Source organism: Streptomyces sp. NPDC046915, assembly GCF_040644935.1.
Classification (GTDB): Bacteria; Actinomycetota; Actinomycetes; order Streptomycetales; family Streptomycetaceae; genus Streptomyces.
Genome location: NZ_JBEYXB010000019.1, coordinates 37065 through 62336, shown reverse-complemented (window position 1 = coordinate 62336; position 25272 = coordinate 37065). Strand labels below are relative to the sequence as shown.

The 25272-nt window shown below is 71.8% G+C and carries 21 protein-coding genes; 18 read left to right on the top strand and 3 right to left on the bottom strand.

All coding sequences use genetic code 11. The features are described 5' to 3' along the window. The first annotated feature begins 212 nt into the window (after positions 1-212). Positions 213-2450, top strand: a complete 2238-nt coding sequence (locus ABZ915_RS37100) for a bifunctional diguanylate cyclase/phosphodiesterase (protein ID WP_361812621.1) — start codon at positions 213-215, stop codon at positions 2448-2450. 18 nt (positions 2451-2468) lie between these two features. Here ABZ915_RS37100 and ABZ915_RS37095 read toward each other — a convergent pair whose 3' ends face one another. Beyond that, complete coding sequence (locus tag ABZ915_RS37095; RefSeq protein WP_361812619.1) at positions 2469-3053, bottom strand: TetR/AcrR family transcriptional regulator; 585 nt, start codon at positions 3051-3053, stop codon at positions 2469-2471. Between the two features lie 87 nt (positions 3054-3140). Here ABZ915_RS37095 and ABZ915_RS37090 point away from each other — a divergent pair, with 87 nt between their 5' ends. The 13 genes from ABZ915_RS37090 to ABZ915_RS37030 all read left to right on the top strand — a co-directional run bounded on the left by ABZ915_RS37090 (position 3141) and on the right by ABZ915_RS37030 (position 15854). After that, entirely contained in the window at positions 3141-3512 is a 372-nt protein-coding gene (locus ABZ915_RS37090) for a DUF4267 domain-containing protein (protein ID WP_361812617.1), read from the top strand. A 49-nt stretch (positions 3513-3561) separates the two neighbouring features. Beyond that, the gene (locus ABZ915_RS37085) at positions 3562-4053 is read left to right on the top strand and encodes a cupin domain-containing protein (RefSeq protein WP_361812615.1); all 492 of its coding nucleotides are present in this window, start codon (positions 3562-3564) and stop codon (positions 4051-4053) included. Positions 4054-4313: 260 nt separating this feature from the next. Further along, entirely contained in the window at positions 4314-4610 is a 297-nt protein-coding gene (gene gatC / locus ABZ915_RS37080) for an Asp-tRNA(Asn)/Glu-tRNA(Gln) amidotransferase subunit GatC (RefSeq protein ID WP_031117542.1), read from the top strand. A 6-nt stretch (positions 4611-4616) separates the two neighbouring features. After that, on the top strand, positions 4617-6110 hold the full coding sequence (gene gatA, locus ABZ915_RS37075) for an Asp-tRNA(Asn)/Glu-tRNA(Gln) amidotransferase subunit GatA (RefSeq protein WP_361812613.1): 1494 nt from the start codon (positions 4617-4619) through the stop codon (positions 6108-6110). After that, entirely contained in the window at positions 6107-6349 is a 243-nt protein-coding gene (locus ABZ915_RS37070; RefSeq protein ID WP_361812611.1) for a hypothetical protein, read from the top strand. Before gatA ends, ABZ915_RS37070 begins: the two co-directional genes overlap by 4 nt. 15 nt (positions 6350-6364) lie before the next feature. Beyond that, positions 6365-7879 carry an Asp-tRNA(Asn)/Glu-tRNA(Gln) amidotransferase subunit GatB gene (gene gatB / locus ABZ915_RS37065; protein WP_361812609.1) on the top strand — a complete coding sequence of 505 codons (1515 nt, stop codon included), beginning with the start codon at positions 6365-6367 and terminating at the stop codon, positions 7877-7879. Positions 7880-8054: 175 nt separating this feature from the next. Then, positions 8055-8462 carry a hypothetical protein gene (locus ABZ915_RS37060; protein ID WP_361812607.1) on the top strand — a complete coding sequence of 136 codons (408 nt, stop codon included), beginning with the start codon at positions 8055-8057 and terminating at the stop codon, positions 8460-8462. Positions 8463-8665: 203 nt separating this feature from the next. Further along, a complete protein-coding gene (locus tag ABZ915_RS37055; RefSeq protein ID WP_361812605.1) occupies positions 8666-10894 on the top strand; it encodes an MMPL family transporter in 2229 nt (742 codons plus the stop codon). Further along, positions 10872-11450: a GNAT family protein gene (locus ABZ915_RS37050; protein ID WP_361812603.1), complete on the top strand. Its 579-nt coding sequence runs from the start codon at positions 10872-10874 to the stop codon at positions 11448-11450. Before ABZ915_RS37055 ends, ABZ915_RS37050 begins: the two co-directional genes overlap by 23 nt. Before the next feature lie 35 nt (positions 11451-11485). Next, positions 11486-12061, top strand: coding sequence for a hypothetical protein (locus ABZ915_RS37045; RefSeq protein WP_361812601.1), 576 nt, complete (start codon positions 11486-11488; stop codon positions 12059-12061). A 214-nt stretch (positions 12062-12275) separates the two neighbouring features. Further along, positions 12276-12464, top strand: coding sequence for a hypothetical protein (locus ABZ915_RS37040; protein ID WP_361812599.1), 189 nt, complete (start codon positions 12276-12278; stop codon positions 12462-12464). A gap of 116 nt (positions 12465-12580) precedes the next feature. Further along, entirely contained in the window at positions 12581-15625 is a 3045-nt protein-coding gene (locus tag ABZ915_RS37035) for an AAA family ATPase (protein WP_361812597.1), read from the top strand. 40 nt (positions 15626-15665) lie between these two features. Beyond that, positions 15666-15854, top strand: coding sequence for a DUF6191 domain-containing protein (locus ABZ915_RS37030; protein WP_361812595.1), 189 nt, complete (start codon positions 15666-15668; stop codon positions 15852-15854). A gap of 12 nt (positions 15855-15866) precedes the next feature. Here the strand turns inward: ABZ915_RS37030 and ABZ915_RS37025 are convergent, their stop codons facing one another. Together ABZ915_RS37025 and ABZ915_RS37020 are read right to left on the bottom strand one after the other, a co-directional pair. Continuing rightward, positions 15867-17036 carry a PQQ-dependent sugar dehydrogenase gene (locus ABZ915_RS37025; protein ID WP_361812593.1) on the bottom strand — a complete coding sequence of 390 codons (1170 nt, stop codon included), beginning with the start codon at positions 17034-17036 and terminating at the stop codon, positions 15867-15869. Between the two features lie 107 nt (positions 17037-17143). Beyond that, positions 17144-18142 carry an aldo/keto reductase gene (locus tag ABZ915_RS37020; RefSeq protein WP_361812591.1) on the bottom strand — a complete coding sequence of 333 codons (999 nt, stop codon included), beginning with the start codon at positions 18140-18142 and terminating at the stop codon, positions 17144-17146. A 75-nt stretch (positions 18143-18217) separates the two neighbouring features. Between ABZ915_RS37020 and ABZ915_RS37015 the strand changes: the two genes are divergently transcribed. The 4 genes from ABZ915_RS37015 to ilvN all read left to right on the top strand — a co-directional run bounded on the left by ABZ915_RS37015 (position 18218) and on the right by ilvN (position 25223). Continuing rightward, positions 18218-19171, top strand: a complete 954-nt coding sequence (locus ABZ915_RS37015) for a 2-hydroxyacid dehydrogenase (RefSeq protein WP_361812589.1) — start codon at positions 18218-18220, stop codon at positions 19169-19171. A 323-nt stretch (positions 19172-19494) separates the two neighbouring features. Then, a complete protein-coding gene (locus ABZ915_RS37010; protein WP_361812587.1) occupies positions 19495-22545 on the top strand; it encodes an EAL domain-containing protein in 3051 nt (1016 codons plus the stop codon). Between the two features lie 255 nt (positions 22546-22800). Continuing rightward, positions 22801-24669, top strand: coding sequence for an acetolactate synthase large subunit (locus ABZ915_RS37005; RefSeq protein WP_361812585.1), 1869 nt, complete (start codon positions 22801-22803; stop codon positions 24667-24669). Between the two features lie 29 nt (positions 24670-24698). Next, positions 24699-25223 carry an acetolactate synthase small subunit gene (gene ilvN / locus ABZ915_RS37000; RefSeq protein WP_361812583.1) on the top strand — a complete coding sequence of 175 codons (525 nt, stop codon included), beginning with the start codon at positions 24699-24701 and terminating at the stop codon, positions 25221-25223. Positions 25224-25272: the final 49 nt, after the last annotated feature.

Here is a 25272-nt window from a genome sequence, read left to right as displayed (position 1 = left end):
GGGGTGCATTCGGGCAACCGTCGACGACCGCTGCCCGTGGAAGCGTTCCGCGGCCTACTGTTGAGGTGTGCACCTGCCGTGCCCAGCTGCGGTCGGGGCATCCCCCTGCCCGTGCGGAGCAAGGGGAAGGGCTTTCCAAACGCGGAGCCGCTGATGGTTGTCGGGCGTCGGGCCGCGTGGCGTGGGCACCGCCGGTTGTGAGAGGGACGGGAATGGAACCGACCGAGAGCGCCGCTCCGGACTCCCGGCTGCGCCTGCGCCGCATGGCGGACGCATGGCGGGCGAGCCGGTGGCCGGGGCGGACCGCGGAGCGCCCGGGTGCGCGGGGACGCGCCGCCGGGCCGCCCACCGCGACGGACGCGCGCACCACCCCCGTACCACTGGCCGTCGAGCCCGCCGCGCTGTCGGGCGCCGAACCCGAACGGCACCTGTCCTGGCCCGCGCTGCACGCGGCCGTCGTGGCGGCCGCGGCCTTCGCGCTGGGCGCCGGTTTCCTCCGCGCGTTCACCGACCACACCGCGCTCTTCCCGTCCGGCACGGTCGGCTGGTCCCTGGCCGTGCTGACCGGAGTCATCGTCGGCCATCTGGTCATGCTCGGCCGCTCCCGCTGGTGGGGCGGCACCGGTTCCGGCGCCGCCCTCACCATCGCCGTCCTGCTGCTGTACGGCTGGGTGCCCGCCGGCATGGTCAGCCTCACCGTCGTCGTCCTGGTCGGCATAGCCCGCCGCCACCGCTGGCGCCAGGGGGTGCTGCAAGGCGCGGTGGACATCCTCGGGATCGGCGCGGGCGCCCTGGTGCTGGGTGCCTTCGGCCGCGTGCCCACCGTCGAACGGCCCTGGAATCCCGAGACCTGGACCGTCACCACCGCCCCCGAGGTCGTCCTCGTCGCGGCCGCCTATCTCGGCGTCACCCGCATCCTGCTGTGGTACCTGCACGCCCCGCGCGGCGGTCTGCCCACCGTCGCCCGCACCGCCCTGGTCCGGCACGGCCTGGTCGCCGTGGCGCTGCTCGGTATCGCCCCGCTGGTCTGCGTGGTCGCCGTCGCCCAGCCGCTGCTGCTCCCGCTGTTCGCCATCCCGCTCATAGCTCTCGACTCCACCCTGTGGATAGCCCGGGCCCGGGCGGAGGAGCAGCTGCGCGATCCGCTGACCGGGCTGCCCAACCGGCAGTGGCTCCTGGAGCGGATCTGGACGGCCCTGGACGACGCCGAGCGCATCGGCGCCCGCGCCGCCCTCATGCTCATCGACCTGGACCGCTTCCGGTCGGTGAACGACACCCTCGGTCATCTCGCAGGTGACCGGCTGCTGTTGCAGATAGCGGACCGGCTGCGCCTGGCGCTGCCGCGCGGCGCGGAGGCCGCCCGGCTCGGCGGCGACGAGTTCGCCGTGTTACTGCCCGTCGCCGACTCCACCACGTCGGCGACCCGGGTCGCCCGCGGCCTCGTCACCGCCCTCAGCTCCCCGCTCGACCTCGACGGGCTCACCCTCGTCCTGGAGGCCAGTGCGGGCGTCGCCGTCTTCCCCGACCACGCCCTGGACGCCGAAGGGCTGCTGCGCCGCGCGGACGTGGCGATGTACCAGGCGAAGCGGGACCGCACGGGCGTGGAGGTCTACGAGTCCAAGCGGGACTCCAACACGCCCGACCGGCTGGGCCTGCTGGGCGATCTGCGCCGGGCGCTGGACGCGCACGAGGTCCAGCTGCACTACCAGCCTAAGGTCCGCTTCGACGGCCAGGTGGCCGGCCTGGAGGCGCTCGTCCGCTGGGTGCACCCGGAGCGCGGGAAGGTGCCGCCGGACGAGTTCATAGCGATCGCCGAGTCCTCGGGGCTGATGCCCCATCTGACGGAGTACGTGCTGGAGACCGCCCTCGCGCAGGTCGCCGTGTGGCGCGCGCAGGGCCTGTTCGTGCCGGTGGCCGTCAACGTCTCCCCGCGCGATGTGCACACCCCCGGTTTCGCGGGCTCGGTGGCCGCGCGGCTGGCCCGGCACGGAGTGCCCGCGGGAGCGCTCCAACTGGAGATAACGGAGCACGTGCTGCTGGAGGACCCGCAGCGGGCCGCCGACACCCTCGCCGGGCTGACCGGGCACGGCGTGAAGATGTCCCTGGACGATTTCGGCACCGGGTACTCCTCGCTGGTCCATCTGCGCCGGCTGCCGGTCAGCGAGCTGAAGATCGACCGCTCGTTCGTGGCGCGGCTGGCCGTCGACACGGAGGACGCGGAGATCGTCCGTTGCACGGTCGACCTCGCCCACTCGCTCGGCCTGCTCGTCGTCGCCGAGGGCGTCGAGGACGACGAGACCTGGGAACGCCTGCGGGACCTCGGCTGCGACGCCGTCCAGGGGTGGCTGGTGGCCGCGGCGATGCCACCCGAGGAGACGACCGCCTGGCTGCTGGCCCGCGGATCGCGGGGATGGCAGCGGCCACGGGCGGCTCTGCCGGCCGCGGAGTGATTTTCCCGCGGAGTCCGGTCAGTCCGCCCGCGCCGTGAAGTGACCGATCAGCAGCGCCAGTCGCGTCTCGTGGGTCTGCTCGGGCAGACGGCCGCCGCGCATCAGCGTCACCAGCCCGTGCAGGCAGGCCCAGTACGTCTCAGCGAGCAGGGCGGGGTCGTCGCCGTCCGCCGCGATCGGCTGCGTCGCCCGCACCAGTTCACGGAACGCCTCCCACAGCGCGGCCGGGGCCTCGGGTGTCGCGAACGGCAGGTCCACGGCGAGCGTGAAGACGGCGTCGTAGAGGGCCGGCCGGCGCCGGGCGAACGCGGTGTACGCCTCGCCCACCGCCGCCAGTGCGGCCGGGGCACCCTCGGCCGCCGTACGCGCCGCCCGTAGCTCGGTGGCCAGCTCCGCGCAGCCCTGCACCGCGACCGCGGCCATGATCGCGTCCTTGCCCTCGAAGTGGCTGTAGAGGACGGGCTGGCTGTACTCGATCTCGGCGGCCAGCCGCCGTGTCGTCACCGCGTCCCAGCCCTCGGCCTCGGCCAGTTCCCGCGCGGCCGTGACGATCAACCGCTCGCGCTCCGCTCGCTCGCGCTCTCGGCGCGCCTGGATGGACATGCTCTGGATTCTAGCGTCGCTAGCCAATCTGTCGACGCTCTGTTAGCGTTGCTCTTGTCCCTAGCGTTGCTAGTAAGGAGAAGAGACGTGACCGTCACCGCGTACACCCTGGCCGTCGTGCTCAACCTGTTCTGCCTGTTCCTCGGCTACCGGTTCCTGTTCCAGCCCGCCTCCGCCGCCGCCGGTTACGGAGTCGCGGCGGACCCCGCCGGCGACGCCGGCGCCTACCTGGCCGTCAAAGGCCTCAGAGACGGCACGTTCGGCGTGGTGGGCCTGGCGCTGCTGGCCTTCGCCGGGGCGCGTCCCGAGGCCTGGTTCATGCTCTGCGTGGCACTCGTGCCGCTCGGCGACACGCTGATAGTCCTGCGGCACGGTGGTACGAAAGCCGTCGCCTTCGGGATCCACTTCGCCACCGCCGTCGTTGTACTGATCAGCGCCGCCCTGCTCTTCCTCGTCTGACCACAGCACTCTTCCGAGCACGTCAACCGCATCGACCGGGGGCTTGGACATGTCGCTGTTCGTTCCGAAGTTCGACGAGTCCGTGATCGTCCGCGAGGCCGAGGCCGAAGTCGTCGGCCGCGCGCCCACCACCGTCCGCCTGCTGGCCGACAGCAGCGCGACCGGCGGCGCCCTGTCCACCCAGCGCGTCACCCTCACGGGCGGCGCCGACGGCGCCAAGCCGCACTGGCACGACAACTCCGCCGAGATGTTCTTCCTGCTCGACGGCGCCGCCGAGATCCTCTCCGGCGAGGACGTCGTCACCGCCGGTCCCGGTGACCTCGTCATCGTCCCGCCCGGCAGGCCGCACGCCTTCGCCGCCGTACCGGGAGCCGACGCCGATCTGCTGATCGTCCTCACCCCGGGCGTCGAGCGCTTCGAGTACTTCCGCCACCTCCAGCGCATAGCCCTCGGCGAGGCCACCCCGGAGAGCCTTCTCGAGGTGCAGGACCTGTACGACAACCACTTCCTGCGCAGCCCCGCCTGGGACTCCCGCCGGTGACAGGGCAAACCGTTTCACGGGCACACGCCCCCGCCCCATAGGATTGAGGGGCTGGCGTCACATTCCCGCCTGCCGCGCGACGCCTGGCACGCACGCTCGCCGCGTTGCCGAATCGCCCACGTGGCTCCGCCACGAGGGCGCTCCGGCGCCTTGCGATCGTACGCGCCAGATGCCGCGCGGCCCGCCCTTCGGGCGGACGGCGGGAATGCAACGCCGGCCCCGGCCCCAAACCACACACACTCACCCCAGAGGAACGCTGCATGCCTGGCATCACGCGCGAGGAGGTCGCCCACCTCGCCCGGCTGGCGCGTCTGGAGCTGAAGCCCGAAGAGCTCGACCACTTCGCGGGACAGCTGGACGACATCATCGGCGCGGTCGCCCGCGTCAGCGAGGTCGCCGACCAAGACGTACCGCCGACCTCGCACCCGCTCCCGCTGACGAACGTCATGCGCCCGGACGAGGTCCGTCCCTCGCTCACCCCCGAGCAGGCGCTCTCCGGCGCCCCGGCCCAGGAGCAGCAGCGTTTCAAGGTGCCGCAGATCCTGGGGGAGGACTAAGAAGTCATGACGGACATCATCAAGCTCACCGCGGCCCGGACCGCCGAGAAGATCGCTTCCGGCGAGCTCACGGCCGTCCAGGTCACCGAGGCCCACCTCGCGCGCATCGAGGCCGTCGACGAGAAGGTGCACGCCTTCCTGCACGTGGACCGCGAGGGCGCCCTCGCCCAGGCCCGCGCCGTGGACGAGAAGCGGGCGCGCGGCGAGAAGCTCGGCCCGCTGGCCGGCGTCCCGCTCGCGCTCAAGGACATCTTCACCACCGAGGGCGTGCCCACGACCGTCGGTTCGAAGATCCTCGAAGGCTGGATCCCGCCGTACGACGCGACGCTCACCAAGCGGCTGAAGGCCGCCGACGTCGTCATCCTCGGCAAGACCAACATGGACGAGTTCGCCATGGGGTCCTCCACCGAGAACAGCGCCTACGGGCCGACCGGCAACCCCTGGGACCTCACCAGGATCCCCGGCGGCTCCGGCGGCGGCTCCTCCGCCGCCCTCGCCTCCTTCCAGGCGCCGCTCGCCATCGGCACCGACACCGGCGGCTCCATCCGCCAGCCGGCCGCCGTCACCGGCACGGTCGGCGTGAAGCCGACGTACGGCGCGGTCTCCCGCTTCGGCATGGTGGCGTTCTCGTCCTCCCTCGACCAGGGCGGCCCCTGCGCCCGTACGGTCCTGGACGCGGCCCTCCTGCACGAGGTGATCGCCGGCCACGACCCGCTCGACTCCACCTCCATCGACGCCCCGGTCCCGCCGGTCGTCGAGGCCGCCCGCAACGGCAGCGTGGCGGGCATGCGCGTCGGCGTGGTCAAGCAGTTCCGCGGCGAGGGCTACCAGGCCGGCGTCATCCAGCGCTTCGACGAGTCCGTGGAGCTGCTGAAGGAGCTCGGCGCCGAGATCGTCGAGCTGGACTGCCCGTCCTTCGACCTCGCCCTGTCGGCGTACTACCTCATCGCGCCGTCCGAGTGCTCCTCCAACCTCGCCCGCTTCGACGGCCTGCGCTACGGCCTGCGTACCGGCGACGACGGCGGCCACTCGGCCGAGGAGGTCACCTCCCTCACCCGTGAGGCGGGCTTCGGCCCCGAGGTCAAGCGCCGCGTCATGCTCGGCACGTACGCCCTGTCGAGCGGCTACTACGACGCCTACTACGGCAGCGCGCAGAAGGTCCGCACGCTCATCACGCGCGACTTCGAGAAGGCCTTCGAGCAGGTCGACGTGATCGTCTCCCCGACGACCCCGACCACCGCCTTCGCGATCGGCGAGCGCGCCGACGACCCGATGGCGATGTACCTGGCCGACCTGTGCACCATCCCGACCAACCTGGCGGGCAACGCGGCGATGTCGCTGCCCTGCGGTCTCGCCCCGGAGGACAACCTCCCGGTCGGCCTCCAGATCATCGCTCCGGCGCTGAAGGACGACCGGCTCTACAAGGTCGGTGCCGCTGTGGAAGCCGCCTTCGTGGAAAAGTGGGGGCACCCGCTCCTGGAGGAGGCTCCGTCGCTGTGAGCAAGGCAATGTCGAAGGCCAAGGGCTTCAAGAAGTCCAAGTCCGGCCTGTACCTGTCCATGGCCACCACCGCGTTCGGCGCGTTCGGCGTCGCCAAGCAGGCCAAGCTGGCCCGCGCCGAGAGCGACACGCTCCGCCTGGTCGACGCCGCCGTGTCCGCCGCCGCCATCGTCACCGGCCTCGCCATCCTCTACCGCGAGCTGAAGCGGTTGGGCGACGACGACGTCCTGCTGGGCTGAGAGGGAAGTTTCACCGTGACCACCACGATCGACCTGGTGTCGTACGAGGACGCGCTGGCGTCCTACGACCCCGTCATGGGCCTCGAGGTCCATGTCGAACTCGGCACCAAGACCAAGATGTTCTGCGGGTGTTCGACCGAGCTGGGCGCCGAGCCCAACTCGCAGACCTGCCCGGTCTGCCTCGGCCTGCCCGGCGCGCTCCCGGTCGTCAACGCGACCGGCGTCGAGTCCGCGATCAAGATCGGCCTCGCGCTGAACTGCGAGATCGCCGAGTGGTGCCGCTTCGCCCGGAAGAACTACTTCTATCCGGACATGCCGAAGAACTTCCAGACCTCCCAGTACGACGAGCCGATCGCCTTCAACGGCTACCTCGACGTGCAGTTGGAGGACGGCGAGACCTTCCGCGTGGAGATCGAGCGCGCCCACATGGAGGAGGACACCGGCAAGTCGACGCACGTCGGCGGCGCGACGGGCCGTATCCACGGCGCCTCGCACTCGCTGCTGGACTACAACCGCGCCGGCATCCCGCTCATCGAGATCGTCACCAAGCCGATCGAGGGTGCCGGCGAGCGTGCTCCCGAGGTCGCCCGCGCGTACGTGCGTGAGCTGCGCGAGCTCATCAGGGCGCTCGGCGTTTCGGAAGCCCGCATGGAGATGGGCCAGATGCGCTGCGACGTGAACCTGTCGCTGCGCCCGAACGGCACCGAGAAGTTCGGCACCCGTTCCGAGACGAAGAACGTCAACTCCCTGCGGTCCGTGGAGCGCGCGGCCCGCTTCGAGATCCAGCGGCACGCGGCCGTCCTGTCCTCCGGCGGCACGATCATCCAGGAGACCCGGCACTTCCACGAGGACACGGGGTCGACGACCTCGGGCCGCGTGAAGGAAGAGGCCGAGGACTACCGGTACTTCCCGGAGCCGGACCTCGTCCCGGTGGCCCCGTCCCGCGCATGGGTCGAGGAGATCCGGGCCGCGCTGCCCGAACTGCCGCTGGCCCGCCGTACCCGGCTGCTCGCCGAGTGGGGCATCTCCGCCACCGACATGCAGGCGATCATCAACGCCGGTGCGCTGGACCCGATCGTCGCCACGATCGACGCCGGCGCCGACGCGGCCTCCGCCCGCAAGTGGTGGATGGGCGAACTGGCGCGCAGCGCCAACGAGTCCGGCACGTCCCTGGACGAGCTGGCGATCACGCCGGAGCAGGTCGCCCGGGTCACCGAGCTGGTCTCGAAGGGTGATCTGAACGACAAGCTGGCCCGCCAGGTCATCGAGGGCGTCCTCGCGGGCGAGGGCACCCCGGACGAGGTCGTCGACAAGCGCGGCCTGAAGGTCGTCTCCGACGAGGGCGCGCTCACCGCCGCCGTCGACGAGGCCATCGCCGGCAACCCGGCCATCGCGGACAAGATCCGCGGCGGCAAGGTGGCCGCGGCCGGCGCCCTGGTCGGCGCGGTCATGAAGGCCACCCGGGGCCAGGCCGACGCGGCCCGCGTCAAGGAGCTCATCCTGGAGAAGCTGGGCGTCAGCGAGGGCTGAGTCCCCATGGTGTACGGCCCCGGAGGCAGGACCTCCGGGGCCGTTCGCCTGCCTACGGCGTTGAACGGGCTCCTCGCGTGCTGCGTAGGGAAAGGGTATGCGCAAGAGTTCGATGGCAGTCGAAGCCGCTCCCCGTACCTGGACCACTCAGCGACAGGTACTACGCTCGCCCGCCATGAGTGGACGTACTGATTCCGGCACACGAACCGAGATAGCCGAGGTGAACGACGTAGCGGGCCCTGCCGAGGAACCCGCGGGAGACCCTGCCGAGGGCTCCGCGGAGGACCAGGCCGAGGACCTCGCGGAGGACCAGGCCGAGGACCTCGCGGAGGACCCCGCCGAGGACGCGCGCCGGGCTCGCTGGACGGCCGGCGGCACCGGAGCCGTGCTGACGCTGGCCGGTGTCACCGCGTCGCTGATGCGCCTGAGCGGTGTACCGGCCCTCGTGCCGGCCGCGTACGCCGTCGGGGCCGGTGTGTGCGCGCTCGCCGGTGTGCTGGGCGCCAAGGGCCGTACCCGGCGAGCGCTGTGGCTGCTGATCGTGGGCACGATGATCATGGCGCTCGGAGACCAGTTCGACTGAACTGCGCCGAGGGGTGACAGAGTTCGCGTGACTGTCCTGTGATGTGCCTCCCAGTCGTGTGAACAAGCCCGTGAACGCGGCGATCGGTCACTTTCTCCTGCAAGAGTTGCACTCCCCTTGCTCACACGTTCTTTGCGGGCTGTTCCGTTTCTGGACGATCGTTCCCGGCCAAAGACCCACATTCTGCCCCTGGGAGCACGTCCGTGGCATTCCTTGCCCGTTGGTGTGTCCGGCACCGCCTGGTAGCCGTCCTGCTGTGGCTCCTCGCCCTCGGCGGGGCGACCGCGGCCGCGGCCGTCACCGGCTCGGCCTACTCGAACGACTACGAGGTACCCGGCACCGAATCCGGCCACGCCGCCCAGCTGTTGCGGCAGGGCTTCCCGGGCCTGGCCGGCGACGACGACACCGTCGTCTGGCACACCACCTCCGGCACGGTCCGCGCCGCCGACGTCGAGCAGACCATGACCCACGCCCTCGACAGGATCGCCGACCTGCCGGGCGTGGCCTCCGTGACGAGTCCCTACGACGGACAGGGCACCGGCAGGATCAGCCGTGACGGACACACCGCGTACGCCACCGTCACCTTCGACCGGCAGGCCGAGGACGTCAGCGGGTCCGAGGCCCAGGCCGTCGTACGCGCCGCCAAGTCCGCCGAGGCCGACGGGCTCCAGGTCGAACTGGGCGGCAGCGCCATCGCGCTGACGAAGTCCTCCGGCGGCCACCTGGCCGAGGCGGCCGGCGTGGTCGTGGCCGCGGTCGTGCTGTTCCTCGCCTTCGGCTCGCTCGCCGCCTCGCTGCTGCCCATCGCCACCGCCCTGGTGAGCGTCGGCACCGCGTACGCCGCGACCGTGCTCCTCGGCCACGCCATGACCGTCGCCGACTTCGCCCCCATGCTCGGCATGCTGATCGGGCTCGGCGTCGGCATCGACTACGCGCTGTTCATCGTGACCCGGCACCGGCGCGGACTGAAGCGCGGCCTGGAGGTCACCGAGGCCGCGGTGGACGCCGTCGCCACCACCGGACGTGCGGTCGTCTTCGCGGGCGCCACGGTGTGCATCGCCCTGCTGGGGATGTTCATGCTGCGGCTGGGCTTCCTCGACGGCGTCGCCGTCGCCGCCTCGCTGACCGTGGTGCTCACCGTCGCGGCGGCCGTGACCCTGCTGCCCGCGCTGCTGTCCTTCATCGGCCCGCGCGCCCTGAGCCGGCGCGAGCGGCGCCGGCTGGCCGAGCACGGGCCGCAGCCGGAGCTGCCCACGGGTCTCGCCGCCCGCTGGTCCGCCTTCGTCGAACGCCACCCCAAGCTGCTCGGCTCCGCCGCCGTGGCCGTCATCGCCCTGCTCGCACTGCCCACGCTCGCGCTCCGCCTCGGCACCTCCGACCAGGGCAACGACCCGAAGTCGTCCACCACGCGCCAGGCGTACGACCTCCTCGCCGAGGGCCTCGGACCCGGCGTCAACGGGCCGCTCACCTTGGTGACGCGCGTAGACGACGGCGCCGGCAGACTCGCCCTCGACAACCTCGACGCCACCCTGCGCGCCACCGAGGGCGTCGCGTCCGTGACACCCGTGCGGTACGACAGCGGCGGCGACACCGCCTACCTCACCGTCGTCCCCGACTCCGCGCCCCAGTCGCAGCGGACCAGCGAGCTCGTCGACCGGCTGCGCACCGAGGTCCTCCCGCGCGCGGAGACCGGCACCTCGCTCGATGTGCGCGTCGGCGGGGTGACCGCGAGCTACGACGACTTCGCCGGCGTGATCGTCGGCAAGCTGCCCCTGTTCGTCGGAGTCGTCATCGGGCTCGGCTGCGTGCTGCTCCTGGTCGCCTTCCGCTCGCTCGGCGTCCCGCTGAAGGCCGCCGTGATGAACATCGCCGCCGTCGCCGCCGCCTTCGGCATCGTCGTCGCCGTCTTCCAGTGGGGCTGGGGCAGCGAGCCGCTGGGCCTCGGCAGGGCGGGCCCGATCGAGCCCTTCCTCCCCGTGATCATGGTGTCGGTGCTCTTCGGTCTCTCCATGGACTACCAGGTCTTCCTGGTCAGCCGGATGTACGAGGAGTGGCTCGAGACCGGTGACAACCGGCGGGCCGTCCGCGTCGGCCTCGCCGAGACCAGCCGGGTGATCAACTCCGCCGCGGTCATCATGATCTCGGTCTTCCTCGCCTTCGTGCTCAGCGGCGACCGTGTGATCGCCATGTTCGGCATCGCGCTGGCCTCCGCCGTCGCCCTGGACGCCTTCGTGCTGCGCACCCTCCTCGTCCCCGCCCTGATGCACCTCCTCGGCAGCGCCAACTGGTGGCTGCCGCACTGGCTGGAGACCCGTCTCCCGCGCATCAGCATCGAGCCGCCCGAGTGCCGGGTCCCGCATGAGAGGCTCACGGAGGCCGTGGTGGAGCTTCAGAGGGAGCAGCAGCGCGATGTACGCGATACCGCTGGGTGACGACGGTGCCGAGCTTCGCCCCCTGGAGACCTGGCACGCCGGGGAGCTCATCGCCAACATCGACCGGGGGCGGGAGTTCATCGGCCGCCACGTCGGTCTGCCGGACGTGGTGACCGACCTGGCGGCGGCCCGTGCCTGGCTGCGTGTCTACGCCGACAAGCGCGCCGCCGACGCCGGCAGCCTGCACGGGGTGTGGCTGGACGGCACGCTCGTCGGCGGGCTGCTGTTCCGCGTCTGGGACACGGCCGGCGGGGTCTGCGAGGCCGGCTGCTGGGTGGAGCCCTCCGCCGCCGGGCGCGGGCTGGTCACGCGCGGTATGCGGGTGCTGCTGGAGTGGGCGTTTGACGAGCGTGGCATGCACCGTGTGGAGTGGCATGTGTCGTCGGCCAACGAACCCAGCATCAACGTGGCGCGGCGGCTGGGCATGACCCGCGAGGGCGTGCTCAGGGATAACGATCTCTACCGGGGCGTGCGCACCAGCACCGAGATCTGGTCGGTGCTCGCCCCCGAGTGGCGTGCGGCACGCGCGCGTGCCGCCCACAACGACGATCATTAAGAGACCTCTCAGACAGCGTCCGTACGGTGCGAGGCATGGGAACGAAGACAGTGGACGAAGCCGAGACCGCCGCCGAGGCCAAGAAGGGCGAGGCGACGGCAGACGTCACCAAGACCGATGAGGAGCGGAACGAGGAGCGCGCCGCCGCCGAGGTGACGGCCGAGAACGAGGAGACGGACGCCGAGGAGCCGGCCGAGGCGACCGAGGAGGCGGGCCCCTCCGGTGTCGGACAGGGTGCCGGTGCCGTGGTCTCCGCCGCCCTGGGCGTGGTCTCGCTCACCGGCGGCTGGATCGGCACCGTGGCCGCCGCGCGGGAGACCCTCGTCGGCCAGTTGCAGACCTCCTCGGGAGCGAGCGTCGCCAAGCAGGTCAAGGAGGTCTACGGCGACGCCTGGCAGACCACCGCGCTCTGGGGCGGCCTGTTCGCCCTGGCCGCGCTGATCACCGGCGTCGTGGTGCTGGCCCGGCCCGCCTTCGGCGCCCCCGGGAAGCCGCAGGCCGCGTGGATCAAGTCGGTCGCCTGGGCGGGCGTCTCCCTCGGCGTCATCGGCCTGCTCCTGGCCGTCCTGAAGTACTCCGACGCTCTGCTCGCCCTGCCCTCCACGAGCTGAACCACCGCAGACCCGAGAGACCTTAGGAGTCTGTAGGGGCCTTAGGCCGTCCGTGAACGCCTTACGGACGGCCTGAGGCCCCTTACGTGTGTCCCGGCCCCGTCGGCCCGCCGAAGATGCGGCACTTTCCCGATGTGGCACACCCCCCTGGGAGACGAAAGTAGAGGCATCACCGGAACCGATCCGGAAACCACCTCTCACCAGGGAAGTAACCATGTTCGAGCTCGAACTGCACCATGTCCGTTCCGCCGAACTGCTCCGCCGGGCCGAGGCCGAGCGCCTGGTCCGCGAGGCCGTTCGCGGCCGGCGCCAGGCCCGCCGCGAGGAGGCGGCCCGCCGCGCCGCCGAGACCGAGGCCCATACCCGCCGCCCACGCCGGGACCGGCTCGCCCGCGCCGCATGAGGGCGGGAGAGGAGGAGGGCGGCCGGACGGGGGTCGGCCGCCCCCTCCCGTACGGTCGTACGACGAATATGCCGGCGCTGTGGAAAACCCGTGCCACGCCATCCGGCCCGCATGCGATGCTCTGGCCCGTGGAGACCAGATCCGTCAGTCCCGTCTTCGTCGGCCGCACCGACGAACTGGGCGTCCTGAACGACGCGCTCGCCCGTGCCGCCGCCGGGGAGCCGCAGGCGTTGGTGGTCGGCGGCGAGGCGGGCGTCGGCAAGACACGCCTGGTCGAGGAGTTCGCCACCAGCGCCTGCCGCCACGCCGCCGTCGTCGCGCTGGGCGGCTGTGTGGAGATCGGCGCCGACGGGCTGCCCTTCGCCCCCTTCTCCACCGCCCTGCGCACCCTGCGCCAGGCCCTCCCCGGCGAACTGGCCGCAGCGGCCGCCGGACAGGAGGAGGAACTCGCCCGGCTGCTGCCCGAACTCGGCGAGGCCACCTCCAGCCGGCACGACGAACAGGGCATGGCCCGCCTCTTCGAACTCACCGCCCGCCTCCTCGAACGCGTCGCCGCCGAACGCACCGTGGTCCTCGCCCTCGAGGACCTCCACTGGGCCGACGCCTCCACCCGCCACCTCCTCGCCTATCTCTTCCGCACCCTGCGCACCGGCCGGCTCGTCGTCCTCGCCACCTACCGCTCCGACGACATCCACCGCCGCCACCCGCTGCGCCCCCTGCTCGCCGAACTCGACCGGCTGCGCACCGTCCGCCGCCTCGAACTCGCCCGCTTCACCCGCGAAGAGGTCGGCCGCCAGATCGCCGGCATCCTCGCCACCCAACCCGACCCCGCCCAGGTCGACGAGATCTTCGAACGCTCCGACGGCAACGCCTTCTTCGTGGAGGAACTCGCCGTCGCCTCCAGCGAAGGCTGCTGCACGGGCCTCACCGACACCCTGCGCGATCTGCTCCTGGTCCGCGTCGAGGCACTGCCCGATCCCGCCCAGCGGGTCGCCCGGATCGTCGCCGAAGGGGGCTCCACCGTCGAATACCGGCTCCTCGACGCCGTCGCCCGGCTGCCCGAGGACGACCTCATCGAGGCGCTGCGCGCCGCCGTGAACGCCAACCTCCTCAGCGCCACACCCGCCGGCGACGGCTACCGCTTCCGCCACTCCCTGGTCCGCGAGGCCGTCGCCGACGACCTGCTGCCCGGCGAGCGCTCCCGCCTCAACCGCCGCTACGCCGAGGCCCTGGAAGCAGACCCGGCGCTCGTCCCCGCCGACGCACGCGTGATGCGCCTGGCCAGCTACTGGTACCACGCCCACGACGCCGCCAAGGCCCTGCCCGCCGTCCTGGACGCCTCCGTCGTCGCCCGCCGCCGGCACGCCTACAGCGAGCAACTGCGCCTGCTGGAGAGGGCGATGGAGCTGTGGGACACCGCCCCCGAGGACGTACGGGCCGCCCTGCGCCCCGTCGACTACACCGATGTCTATCCTCCCTGCGGCTGCGACCCCGCCACCACACCCCTGCGCTACCTCGACCTCATGGCGGAGGCGGCCGTCGCGGGCCGCTTCTGCGGGGAACGGGAACGCGCCATGAAGATCGCCAAACGGGCGGTGCGGCTGCTGGAGGACGAGGGCGACCCGCTGCGCGCCGCCTGGTTCTGGGTGCAGCGCTCCCGGCTGGTCCAGGCCCTGGCCCGCGGCGACGGCTGGCGGGAACTCGGCACCGCCCAGGAGCTGGTGCGCGGCCTGCCGCCGTCCGAGGTGCACGCCGAGGTACTGGCCAACGTCGCCAACTGGTCCATGCTCCACGAACCCGGCCCGGAGGCCTTCGCCGCGGCGGAACGGGCCGTGGAGTACGCCCGGATGGTGGGCGCCCGCGAGATCGAGCTCAACGCGCGCCTCACCCTCGGCGGACTCATGGTCGACGCGGGTGACGTCGAGGCCGGACTGGCGGAGATGACCCGGGTCAAGGAGGCCGCGCTCCAGGAAGGCGTGGCGCAAGTCGCGGGCCGTGCCTATGTGAACCTGCCGTCCGAACTGGAGGCGGTCGGCCGCTCCCGGGAATCCGCCGCGCTCCTGCGCGAAGGCCTGGCCTTCACCCGCAGGTTCGGGCTGCTGGATCCGGAGGCATGGATCTGGGGCAACCTCGCCGACTCGCTGTACGCGATGGGCCGGTGGGACGAGGCCGCCGAGGCCGCGACGGGGGCCCTCGGCTCCACGGCCAGCGCCAAGCCCCGAGGCTCCGGCGCCCTGCACCTCGCCCATCTCGCCCTCGCCCGGGGCGACATCGCCGAGGCCGGCCGCCAGCTGTCCGTCGCCTGCGCCCACCTCGGCACCCATGACCCCATGCCCCAGCAGTCGCTGCCCGTGGCCCGCGTCACCATCGGCGTCGCCGCCGGGGAAGGCCGCCTCCTCGACGCCCGCGCCGAACTGCACCGCGCCCTGGAGGCAGGCTTCCCGCCCGGCACCCAGCGCTACGCCTGGCCCCTGCTGCTGGCCGCCGCCACCGCCGAGGCCGACGCCCACGCCCTGCCCACGGCGGCCGAGGGCCGCGCCGAGGTCCTCGACCGGCTCACCGAAGCCGTCCGCAAGCTCACCACCAGCGCGCTCATCTGGCAGGCGTACGAGCGCTGGACCCGCGCCGAACTGCACCGCGCCCGGGGCACCGACACCGCCGCGATGTGGTCGGACGTGGTCACCGACTTCGAGCGCCTGGAGCGCCCCTACGACCTCGCCTGGGTCCGCCGCCGTCTCGCCCAGGCCCTGCTCGAAGAGGCGGCCGGCGACGAGGAACGCGATCGTGCGACGGAACTCCTCCGCCTGGCCGGGGCCGTCGCCGAGCACCTGGGCGCCCGCCCGCTCGCCGAGGCCGTCACCCTGCTCGCCCAGCGCGCCCGCCTCACCACGGCCCGTGCCCCGCGGCCGGAACTCGCCGCCGACCCCGCCGAGGCGCTCGGCCTCACCAGCCGGGAGCGGGACGTCCTGCGCCTGGTGTCCGCCGGCCGCACCAACCGTCAGATAGCCGAGGAACTGTTCATCTCCCCGAAGACGGCAAGCGTCCACGTGTCGAACATCCTGGGCAAGCTCGGCGTCTCCGGACGGGGGGAGGCGGCGGCGGTGGCGCATCGGCAGGGGCTGTTTCCGGCCGAAACGCCCACCTCCCGATCAGCGGGGTGAGGCTTACGCTGTACGGGACGTCGGCCCAGGGAGGCAGCGCGTGTTCAACCCCTTCGAGGAACTGTTCACGCCCGGCCGCAAACACACCCACGACGAGCAGAACCGGCTGGAGCTGACCCGGGAGGACGTAGGCGACGGCGATCCCGGACGCGGGCCGATAGACCTCGCCTCCGGAAAGGTCGTCGTACGGCCGCCGCGGCAACCCGAGGAGGACACCGCCGGGGAGTGAGCGGCGCCGCCCCTACTTCACCTCCAGCTCCAGGATCCGGTCGTCCCCGCTCCGGGGCTTGCCGCGGCCGTCCGTGTTGCTCGTGACCAGCCACAGCTTGTCGCCGTCCGCCGCCGCCACCGTGCGCAGGCGGCCGTACTCGCCGGTGAGGAAGGCCTGCGGGTCCGCCGAGGCCTTCGTGCCGTTCAGCGGGATGCGCCACAGGCGCTGCCCCTTCAGGGCGGCCATCCAGATGACGCCGTCCACGTAGGCGATGCCGCTGGGGGAGGCGTCGTCGGTGTGCCACTGGGCGATGGGGTTGCGGAACCGGGAGTCGTCCGACCTGCCCTCGGCGTCCGGCCAGCCGTAGTTGCCGCCGGGCTTGATCGCGTTCAGCTCGTCCCAGGTGTCCTGGCCGAACTCCGAGGCGAACAGGCGCTGTTTGCCGTCCCAGGCGAGACCCTGCACATTGCGGTGCCCGTAGCTGTACACCGGCGAGCCGGGGAAGGGGTTGCCCGGCGCCGGTTCGCCCTCCGGGGTCATCCGGAGGATCTTGCCGCCCAGCGACTTCTTGTCCTGGGCCAGGCCCCGCTGCCCGCTCTCACCCGTACCCGCGTAGAGCATGCCGTCCGGGCCGAAGGCGATCCGGCCGCCGTTGTGGATGTAGCCCTTGGGGATGCCCTTGAAGATCGTGTCGGGGGCGCCCAGCTGTTCACCGGCGGGCTTGTGCTCGTCGTAGAGCATACGGACGATGCGATTGTCCGAGGCCGAGGTGAAATAGGCGTAGACCATGTGGTCCGAGGCGTAGTCGGGGGAGAGGGTGATGCCCAGGAGGCCGCCCTCGCCGGCCGGGGAGACCCCCGAGACCCTGCCCAGCTCCGTCTTCCTGCCCGTCTTCTCGTCGACCCGGACGACCGTCCCGTCGTCCCGGGAGGAGACGAGCAGGCCGCCATCCGGCAGGGGAGCGAGGCCCCACGGGGACTTCAGGCCCTCGGCGACCGTGCGCACCACCTTGACCGTGCCCTTGGCGGGCGGTGTCCGCTCGGCCGCCGGCCCCGAGGGGGACGCGGCGGACGACGTTCCCCCCGCCGTCGTACTCCCGCCCCCGCCCGGCGACGACCCGCCGTCCGAGGAGCAGCCGGCCGCCAGCAGGAGCGAGGCAGCGGCCAACACGGCCGTCACAGCTCGACGTTGCACGATCATGGTCCCTTCACAGCGGCGGTTCCACCGGAACCTCCACTCTCCCTCACACACCGCTCACGAGGGCCCGGGTTCCCACTCCGCGCCCCCGCATCCGGCGCGGCGCCCGCTCAGTCCCACGACCCCTGGGCCGCGGGCAGACCCGACACCTCCGCCAGGTCCTCCGGGGTCAGGCGGAGCCCGGCCGCCGAGGCGTTCTCGGCCACCCAGCGCTCCTGCTTGGCGCCGGGCACCGGGACGACGTGGCGGCCCTGGGCCAGCACCCACGCCAGGGCCACCTGGGCGGCGGTCACCTCCCCGCCGTGCCGGCGGGCGATGCGGCGCAGGCCGACGACGATCGGCTGGTTGGCGGCCATCATCTCGGCCGTGAACCGGGGGTGGCGCGCCCGGACGTCGTCCCGCTCGAAACCCTCGCCCGGCGTCAGCGTCCCGGTCAGGAAGCCGTTGCCCAGCGGCATCGCTGCCAGGAAACCGACACCCCGGGCCTCGCACCAGGGCAGCAGCCCGTCCAGCGCCTCCGGTGACCACACCGACAGCTCGGCCTGCACCGCGCTCACCGGGAAGACCTGCTGCACCCGTTCGAGCTGGCGGAGCGTGGCGTCGTGCAGCCGGCGGCCCGAACGGCGGCCGGCCCGCGCACCCACGGCGCACAGGCCCAACGCCCGTACCTTTCCGGCCCGGACGAGCTCCGCCATCGCGCCCCACGTCTCCTCGACCGGCACCTCGGGGTCCGCGCGGTGGAGCTGGTAGAGGTCGATCACGTCCGTCTGGAGCCGGCGCAGCGACGCGTCGCACGCCCGCCGCACATATCCCGGCCGTCCATTCGCCACGATGTGCTGCTCGCCGACCAGCAGGCCGACCTTGGTCGACACGAAGGCGTCCGCACGCCGTTCCTTGAGCACCCGGCCCAGCAGCAACTCGTTGGTGAACGGCCCGTACATGTCCGCCGTGTCCAGGAGCGTCGAGCCCAGGTCCAGCGCCCGGTGGACCGCCCTGACCGACTCCTCGCCCCGCTGCCGCGACCCGCTGTACGCCCAGCTCATCGGCATGCACCCGAGTCCGACGGACCCCACCGCGAGCGCCCCCGCGCCGATCGTCCTGCGCTCCACCTGCCGTGAACCTCCCTCTGACCGGCCCCCAACCTAACCTCTGCACCCTCACGCGCCTGACATAGCCTCCAGAGCATGACTGCTGACGTGTGGCTCCCCATTCCGGCCGAGGAGATCGAGGGGCTTCCCGAGGGACTCCGGTACCGGTTCTGGAACGGGGAGGAGGAGTTCCCCGCGGACCCGGCCGAGTGCGCCTTCTACGTCGTGCCCTATATGAAGCCCAGCGCCCTGTGCGTACGCCCGCTGCCGTACATGCGCTCGCTACAGGTCGTGCAGACGCTCTCCGCCGGTGTCGACAACGTGCAACGGGGGCTCGGCCGGATGCACCCGGGCGTGCGGCTGTGCAACGCGCGCGGGGTGCACGAGGCCAGCACCGCCGAGCTCACGCTCGCGCTGATCCTCGCCTCGCTGCGCGGCATCCCCGACTTCGTACGGGCCCAGGACAAGGGGGAGTGGCGCGCCGGTTTCCGTCCGGCCCTCGCCGACCGGACCGTCCTCATCGTCGGCTACGGAGCCATCGGCGCCGCCATCGAGGACCGGCTCGCGCCGTTTGAACTCGCGCGGGTGGCGCGCGTCGCGCGCTCAAGGCGCACCACGGCGCGCGGTCCGGTGCACCCGCTCACCGAACTGTCCTCCGTGCTCCCGGAGGCCGATGTCGTCGTCCTGTCCACCCCCTTGACACCGGAGACCCGGGGCCTGGTCGACGCCGATTTCCTGGCCCGGATGAAGGACGGAGCGCTCCTGGTCAACGTGTCCCGGGGGCCCGTCGTCGACACCGAGGCGCTGCTCGCGGAGCTGGACAGCGGGCGCATCACCGCCGCCCTGGACGTCACCGACCCGGAGCCGCTGCCCCCGGCGCACCCCCTGTGGCGGGCCCCAGGTGTGCTGATCAGCCCGCATGTGGGCGGCCCCACCTCGGCGTTCCTGCCGCGCGCCGAGCGGATGCTGGCAGACCAGTTGCGCCGTTTCGTGAACCGGGAGCCACTGCGCAACGTGATCCTTACAACAGGCTCCTCGGCCGAGGCGTAATCCGCTTCGCGTACCCTCAGCGACCTTGTGGACGCAGTGCGTACGCGTCTTGCCATTGATCGTCACGGAGCGTAGAGAAGCTATGTCCCTGAGTGACGAGACTGGTGTATCGTCCCGACAGGGGCTGCGCCGCGGACCGTTCGGCGCCGGGGATGGACATTTCAGAATTTGTGAGGGGGGCGACGGGCGATGCACGGCCTATGGACGAACGATCCGACGCGGCGGAGCCGCCGACGGCGACCCTGGCGCAAGGCCACGCGCGAGCGCGGCCATCACACCAGCCACCACCACACCACCCACCACTCGCGGACCGGGAGGGCCCGGTGAGCCCCCCGCCCGTGACGACCCTCGACACGGCGCTGCGTCCGCAGCGCCCGTCGGGGACGCTGCTGCCCCGTCCGCCGGTCTCCGGCGACGGCTCACGCCTGGTCCACCAGCTGGCCCTGGCCCTGATCTGCGCGGGATACGCCGTCGGTTCCGCGTTCGGCTGGGGCTCGAACGAAGTGGCGCTGTTCATGGGCGACTTCGGGCTCACCGGCGCGGCCGGCACCGCCGCGATCTCCTGCTTCCTCTACGCCCGCAGCCCCAGAGTCCGCTTTCGACCCGCCTGGCTGTTGTTCGCCCTCTCGTCGGCGATGGCGGCCCTGGGCAACGCGGTCTGGGGGTGGTACGAGGTCGTGCTGGACCAGCCCGTGCCCAGCCCCAGCTACGCCGACCTGTTCTTCCTGTGCTTCGCGCCGCCCGCCATCGTGGGGCTGCTGGTCCTCGCCAAGCGCCCGGCGACCAAGGCGGGCTGGATCTGTCTGACGCTGGACGCCTGGCTGATCGGCGGCTCGCTGCTCACCCTGTCCTGGAGCCTCGCGCTCGCCCAGGCCGCCCGTTTCGAGGGGCCGAGCGTGGCGCACGCCGCCCTGTCGCTGGCGTACCCGCTGCTCGACATCGCGCTCGTCAGCATGGTGCTCGCAACGCACTTCCGGCGCGCACCGGGCAACCGCACGGCGGTGAACACCGCCATCGGCGCGCTCGCCCTGACCGTGTTGTGCGACGCCCTGTTCACCTCACCGCTGCTGCACAGCAGTTACCACTCGGGCCAGCTGCTGGACGCGGGCTGGTTCGCCGGCTCCCTGCTCCTGGCGTACGCCCCCTGGGCCGCTCCCCGGCACCAGGGTCAGCAGAACGCCGACCGTGACCGGCGCGGCTCGGACGGCCACTCGCGCGTGATCCACGAGCACGTGCCCGGCCAGCGCGGCGGCGGCCACCCCCAGGGGCAGGCGTCCCCTCCCGAGCCCGCGCCGGGGGGTGATCACAGCCGGTACCCGGCGGGCCCGCCCCTCACCGGCTCCCTGGCCGCGCTCACCCCGTACCTGGCCGCCGCGGTGTGCACGCTGGGCATCCTGTACAACGTCCTCGACGGCCGCAGCCCCGACCACGTGGTGCTCATCACCGCCGGCTGCGTGGTGCTCGCGCTCGTCGTGCGCCAGGGGATCATGCTGCTCGACAACATCACGCTCACCCATGAACTGGCCCATCAGGAGAACCACTTCCGTTCCCTGGTGCAGGGCTCCAGCGACGTCATCATGATCGCCGCACCCAACGGCATCCTCCGGTACGTCTCCCCGGCCGCCGCCGGGGTCTACGGACGGCCCGCCGAGGCGCTGGTGGGCACGGAACTGGCCGGTCTCATCCACCCGGAGGACCTGGGCTGCGTGGTGCACGAGGTGCGCCGCTTCCTCGCCGCCAGCCCGCTCGAGGAACCCACCACCCGCATCGAGTGCCGCTTCCGGTCCGGCGGTGGGGGAGGCTGGCTCAACGTCGAGTCCACCGTCAACCGCCACCACGGCGGCCTCATCTTCAACAGCCGGGACGTGACCGAGAGAGTGCGGCTACAGGCGCAGCTCCAGCACAACGCCGAGCACGACCCGCTCACCGACCTGCCCAACCGCTCCCTGTTCACCAAGCGCGTGCAGCAGGCCCTGTCCGGCCGCCGCGCCTCCGACCGCGGCGCCCATCTGCGCGGCACGGCCGTCCTCTTCATCGACCTGGACGGATTCAAGGCCGTCAACGACACGATCGGGCACCAGGCAGGGGACGAACTGCTCGTCCAGGCCGCCCGCAGACTCCAGGACGCGGTCCGGCACGGGGACACCGCGTCCCGGCTGGGCGGCGACGAGTTCGCGGCCCTGATCGTCGGGGACGGCACCCGTGACCGTGCCGCCCGGGAGCGGAACATCCTGGAGCTCGCCGACCGCCTCAGGGTGACCCTCTCCCAGCCGTACCTCATCGACGGCAACGACGTCCGGGTCAACGCCTCCATCGGCGTCGCCTTCGCCGAACCCGGCCTCGGCGCGGGCGAGCTGCTGCGCAACGCCGACCTCGCGATGTACCGGGCCAAGTCGGCCGGCAAGGGCCGCGTCGAGCTGTACAAGCCCCAGATGCAGCAGGACGTGGTACGCAAGGCGGAGCTGGCCACGCGGCTGCGTGCCGCGCTGCACGACGGCGAGTTCGCGCTGCTGCACCAACCGGTGGTGTGCCTGGAGAACGGCCGGATCACATCCGTGTCCGCGCAGGCCCGCTGGCGCTCCTCCCAAGGGGTGCTGTTCACCCCGGCGGAGTTCCTGCGGGTGGCCGAGGACAGCGACAAGACCTCGGAACTCGGCCGCTGGATCCTCGAGGAGGCCGTGGAGCAGGCCGCCGAGCGGACCGCGACCGGAATCACCGTGCCCGTGTCCGTCCGGATGAGCGCCCGGCGGCTGCTGGACCGCTCCATGCCGCTCGGCTCGGTGGAAGCCCTCCTCACCCGGCACGGGCTGCCCTCCGGCTCGCTGATCCTCGAACTGTCCGACACCGATCCCCGGGTCAGCCTGGACGAGCTGGAGCGGCGCCTGACCGCCCTCAGCCGGCTCGGCGTCCGTATCGCGCTGGACGGCTTCGGCAGCGGCTACGCGGCGATCACGGCACTGCGCAGGCTCCCCGTGGACGTACTGAAACTCGACCGCGGTCTGGTCGAGGGCGTCGTGGAGTCGGCACGGCTGCACAAGATCACAAGTGGGCTGCTCCGCATCGCCACCGACCTCGGGCTCCAGTGCGTGGCCGAGGGCGTGGACCTGCCCGAGCAGGTCGCGGCGCTGCGCGCGATGGGCTGCACACACGGGATGGGCATGGCCTTCTCCGGGCCGCTGGACGAGTACCGGCTGCGCAGAGCGCTCGGATCCGGCCATTATCCGGTTCCGCACGCACCGGCCGAGCCGGCGCCGGCCTTCGCCGGCGGTGCGGCGGGGGTGTACACCAGTGGTGTCACCGGCGGTGTCTCCGCGGTGTTCGGAGGCGGCAGTGCCCTACGCTCACATAATGAGACTCCCGTCCCACCCACTTGACACGTGGTGCGCGTCGGGGGGAGGGTCAGTGCCATGCGCACCCGAATTCTCGTACTTGGACAGCGCGTCGGCTGAGCTGGGACCCACCGGAGGACGTTCCGGAAACCCCAGCGACCCTCACCGGCGCGCTCCCCTCGCTTGCCTTACGGCACGAGGGGTTTTTTGTTGCACGGGCACCTGCCGTACAGCAGTCGTACACCGCACAAACCTCGCAAAAACCCTCGCAAAAACCTCAGCATCGAGAAGAGAATGCCGATGACCGAGCAGGCCTCCGGGGCCCACCATCCGCAGCCCCGGCCCCGATCCGGAGGACAGCACTCCGCCCCCGTCGAGCACGTCACGGGCGCGCAGTCCCTCATCCGCTCCCTCGAGGAGGTCGGCGCTGACACGGTATTCGGCATTCCCGGCGGCACGATCCTCCCGGCGTACGACCCGCTGATGGACTCCACCAAGGTCCGCCACGTGCTGGTCCGGCACGAGCAGGGCGCCGGCCACGCGGCCACCGGCTACGCGCAGGCCACCGGCAAGGTGGGCGTCTGCATGGCGACCTCGGGACCCGGCGCCACCAACCTGGTCACCCCGATCGCCGACGCCAACATGGACTCGGTGCCGCTGGTCGCGATCACCGGGCAGGTGGTGTCCTCCGCGATCGGTACGGACGCCTTCCAGGAGGCGGACATCGTCGGCATCACCATGCCGATCACCAAGCACAGCTTCCTGGTCACCAAGGGCGAGGACATCCCGCGGGTGATCGCGCAGGCGTTCCACATCGCCTCGACCGGCCGCCCCGGACCGGTCCTGGTGGACATCCCCAAGGACATCCTCCAGAAGAAGACCGTCTTCTCCTGGCCGCCCGTCATGGACCTGCCCGGCTACCGCCCGGTGACCAAGCCGCACGCCAAGCAGATCCGCGAGGCCGCCAAGCTGATCACCTCCGCCAGGCGGCCCGTCCTCTACGTCGGCGGCGGCGTGCTCAAGGCCCGCGCCACCGCCGAGCTCAAGGTCCTCGCAGAGCTCACCGGAGCGCCCGTCACCACCACCCTGATGGCGCTCGGCGCGTTCCCCGACAGCCACCCGCTGCACGTGGGAATGCCGGGCATGCACGGTTCGGTCACCGCCGTCACCGCGCTGCAGAAGGCCGACCTGATCGTCGCCCTCGGAGCCCGCTTCGACGACCGCGTCACCGGCAAGCTGGACAGCTTCGCCCCGTACGCGAAGATCGTCCACGCCGACATCGACCCCGCGGAGATCGGCAAGAACCGCGCCGCCGACGTGCCGATCGTCGGTGACGCCCGCGAGGTCATCGCCGACCTGATCCAGGCGGTGCAGAAGGAGCACAGCGAGGGCAACAAGGGCGAGGCCGCCGAGGCCAGGTACGCGGCCTGGTGGAAGGACCTCAACCGCTGGCGCGAGACCTACCCGCTCGGCTACGACCAGCCCGAGGACGGCTCCCTGTCCCCGCAGCAGGTCATCGAGCGCATCGGGCAGCTCGCGCCCGAGGGCACGATCTTCGCGGCGGGCGTCGGCCAGCACCAGATGTGGGCGGCGCACTTCGTCCAGTACGAAAAGCCCGCCACCTGGCTGAACTCCGGCGGCGCCGGAACCATGGGCTACGCGGTCCCGGCCGCGATGGGCGCCAAGGCGGGCGTGCCCGACCGGGCGGTCTGGGCGATCGACGGCGACGGCTGCTTCCAGATGACCAATCAGGAGCTCACCACCTGCGCCCTGAACAACATCCCGATCAAGGTCGCCATCATCAACAACGGCGCCCTCGGGATGGTCCGCCAGTGGCAGACCCTCTTCTACAACCAGCGGTACTCCAACACCGTGCTGCACTCCGGCCCGGGTGACGAGCCCAAGGGCCCGAGCGCCGGCACTCGCGTCCCCGACTTCGTGAAGCTGTCGGAGGCCATGGGCTGCCACGCGATCCGCTGCGAGTCCCCCGAGGACCTCGACAAGGTCATCGAAGAGGCGAACTCCATCAACGACCGCCCGGTCGTCGTGGACTTCATCGTCCACGAGGACGCGATGGTGTGGCCGATGGTCGCCGCCGGCACCTCCAACGACGAGATCATGGCCGCCCGGGACGTCCGCCCCGACTTCGGCGACAACGAAGACGACTGAGCCAGGAAGAGCGAAGAGGAAGACCAGACATGTCCAAGCACACGCTCTCCGTCCTGGTGGAGAACACGCCGGGCATCCTCGCCCGGATCGCCGCGCTGTTCTCCCGCCGCGGCTTCAACATCGACTCGCTCGCCGTCGGCGTCACCGAGCACCCCGACATCTCCCGCATCACCATCGTGGTGCAGGTCGAGGACCTGCCGCTGGAGCAGGTGACCAAGCAGCTCAACAAGCTGGTCAACGTGCTGAAGATCGTGGAGCTGGAGCCCACGCAGGCGGTTCAGCGCGAACTCGTCCTCGTGAAGGTGCGCGCCGACAACGAGACGCGCTCCCAGATCGTCGAGATCGTCCAGCTGTTCCGCGCCAAGACCGTCGACGTCTCCCCGGAGGCCGTGACGATCGAGGCCACCGGCAGCAGCGACAAGCTTTCGGCCATGCTCAAGATGCTGGAGCCGTACGGCATCAAGGAGCTGGTCCAGTCCGGCACGATCGCCATCGGCCGCGGCGCCCGCTCGATCACGGACCGGTCGCTGCGCGCGCTCGACCGGTCGGCGTAATCCTCGTCGGTGCGGCCGGGTGACACCGGCCGCCCGTATTGCGAGATCC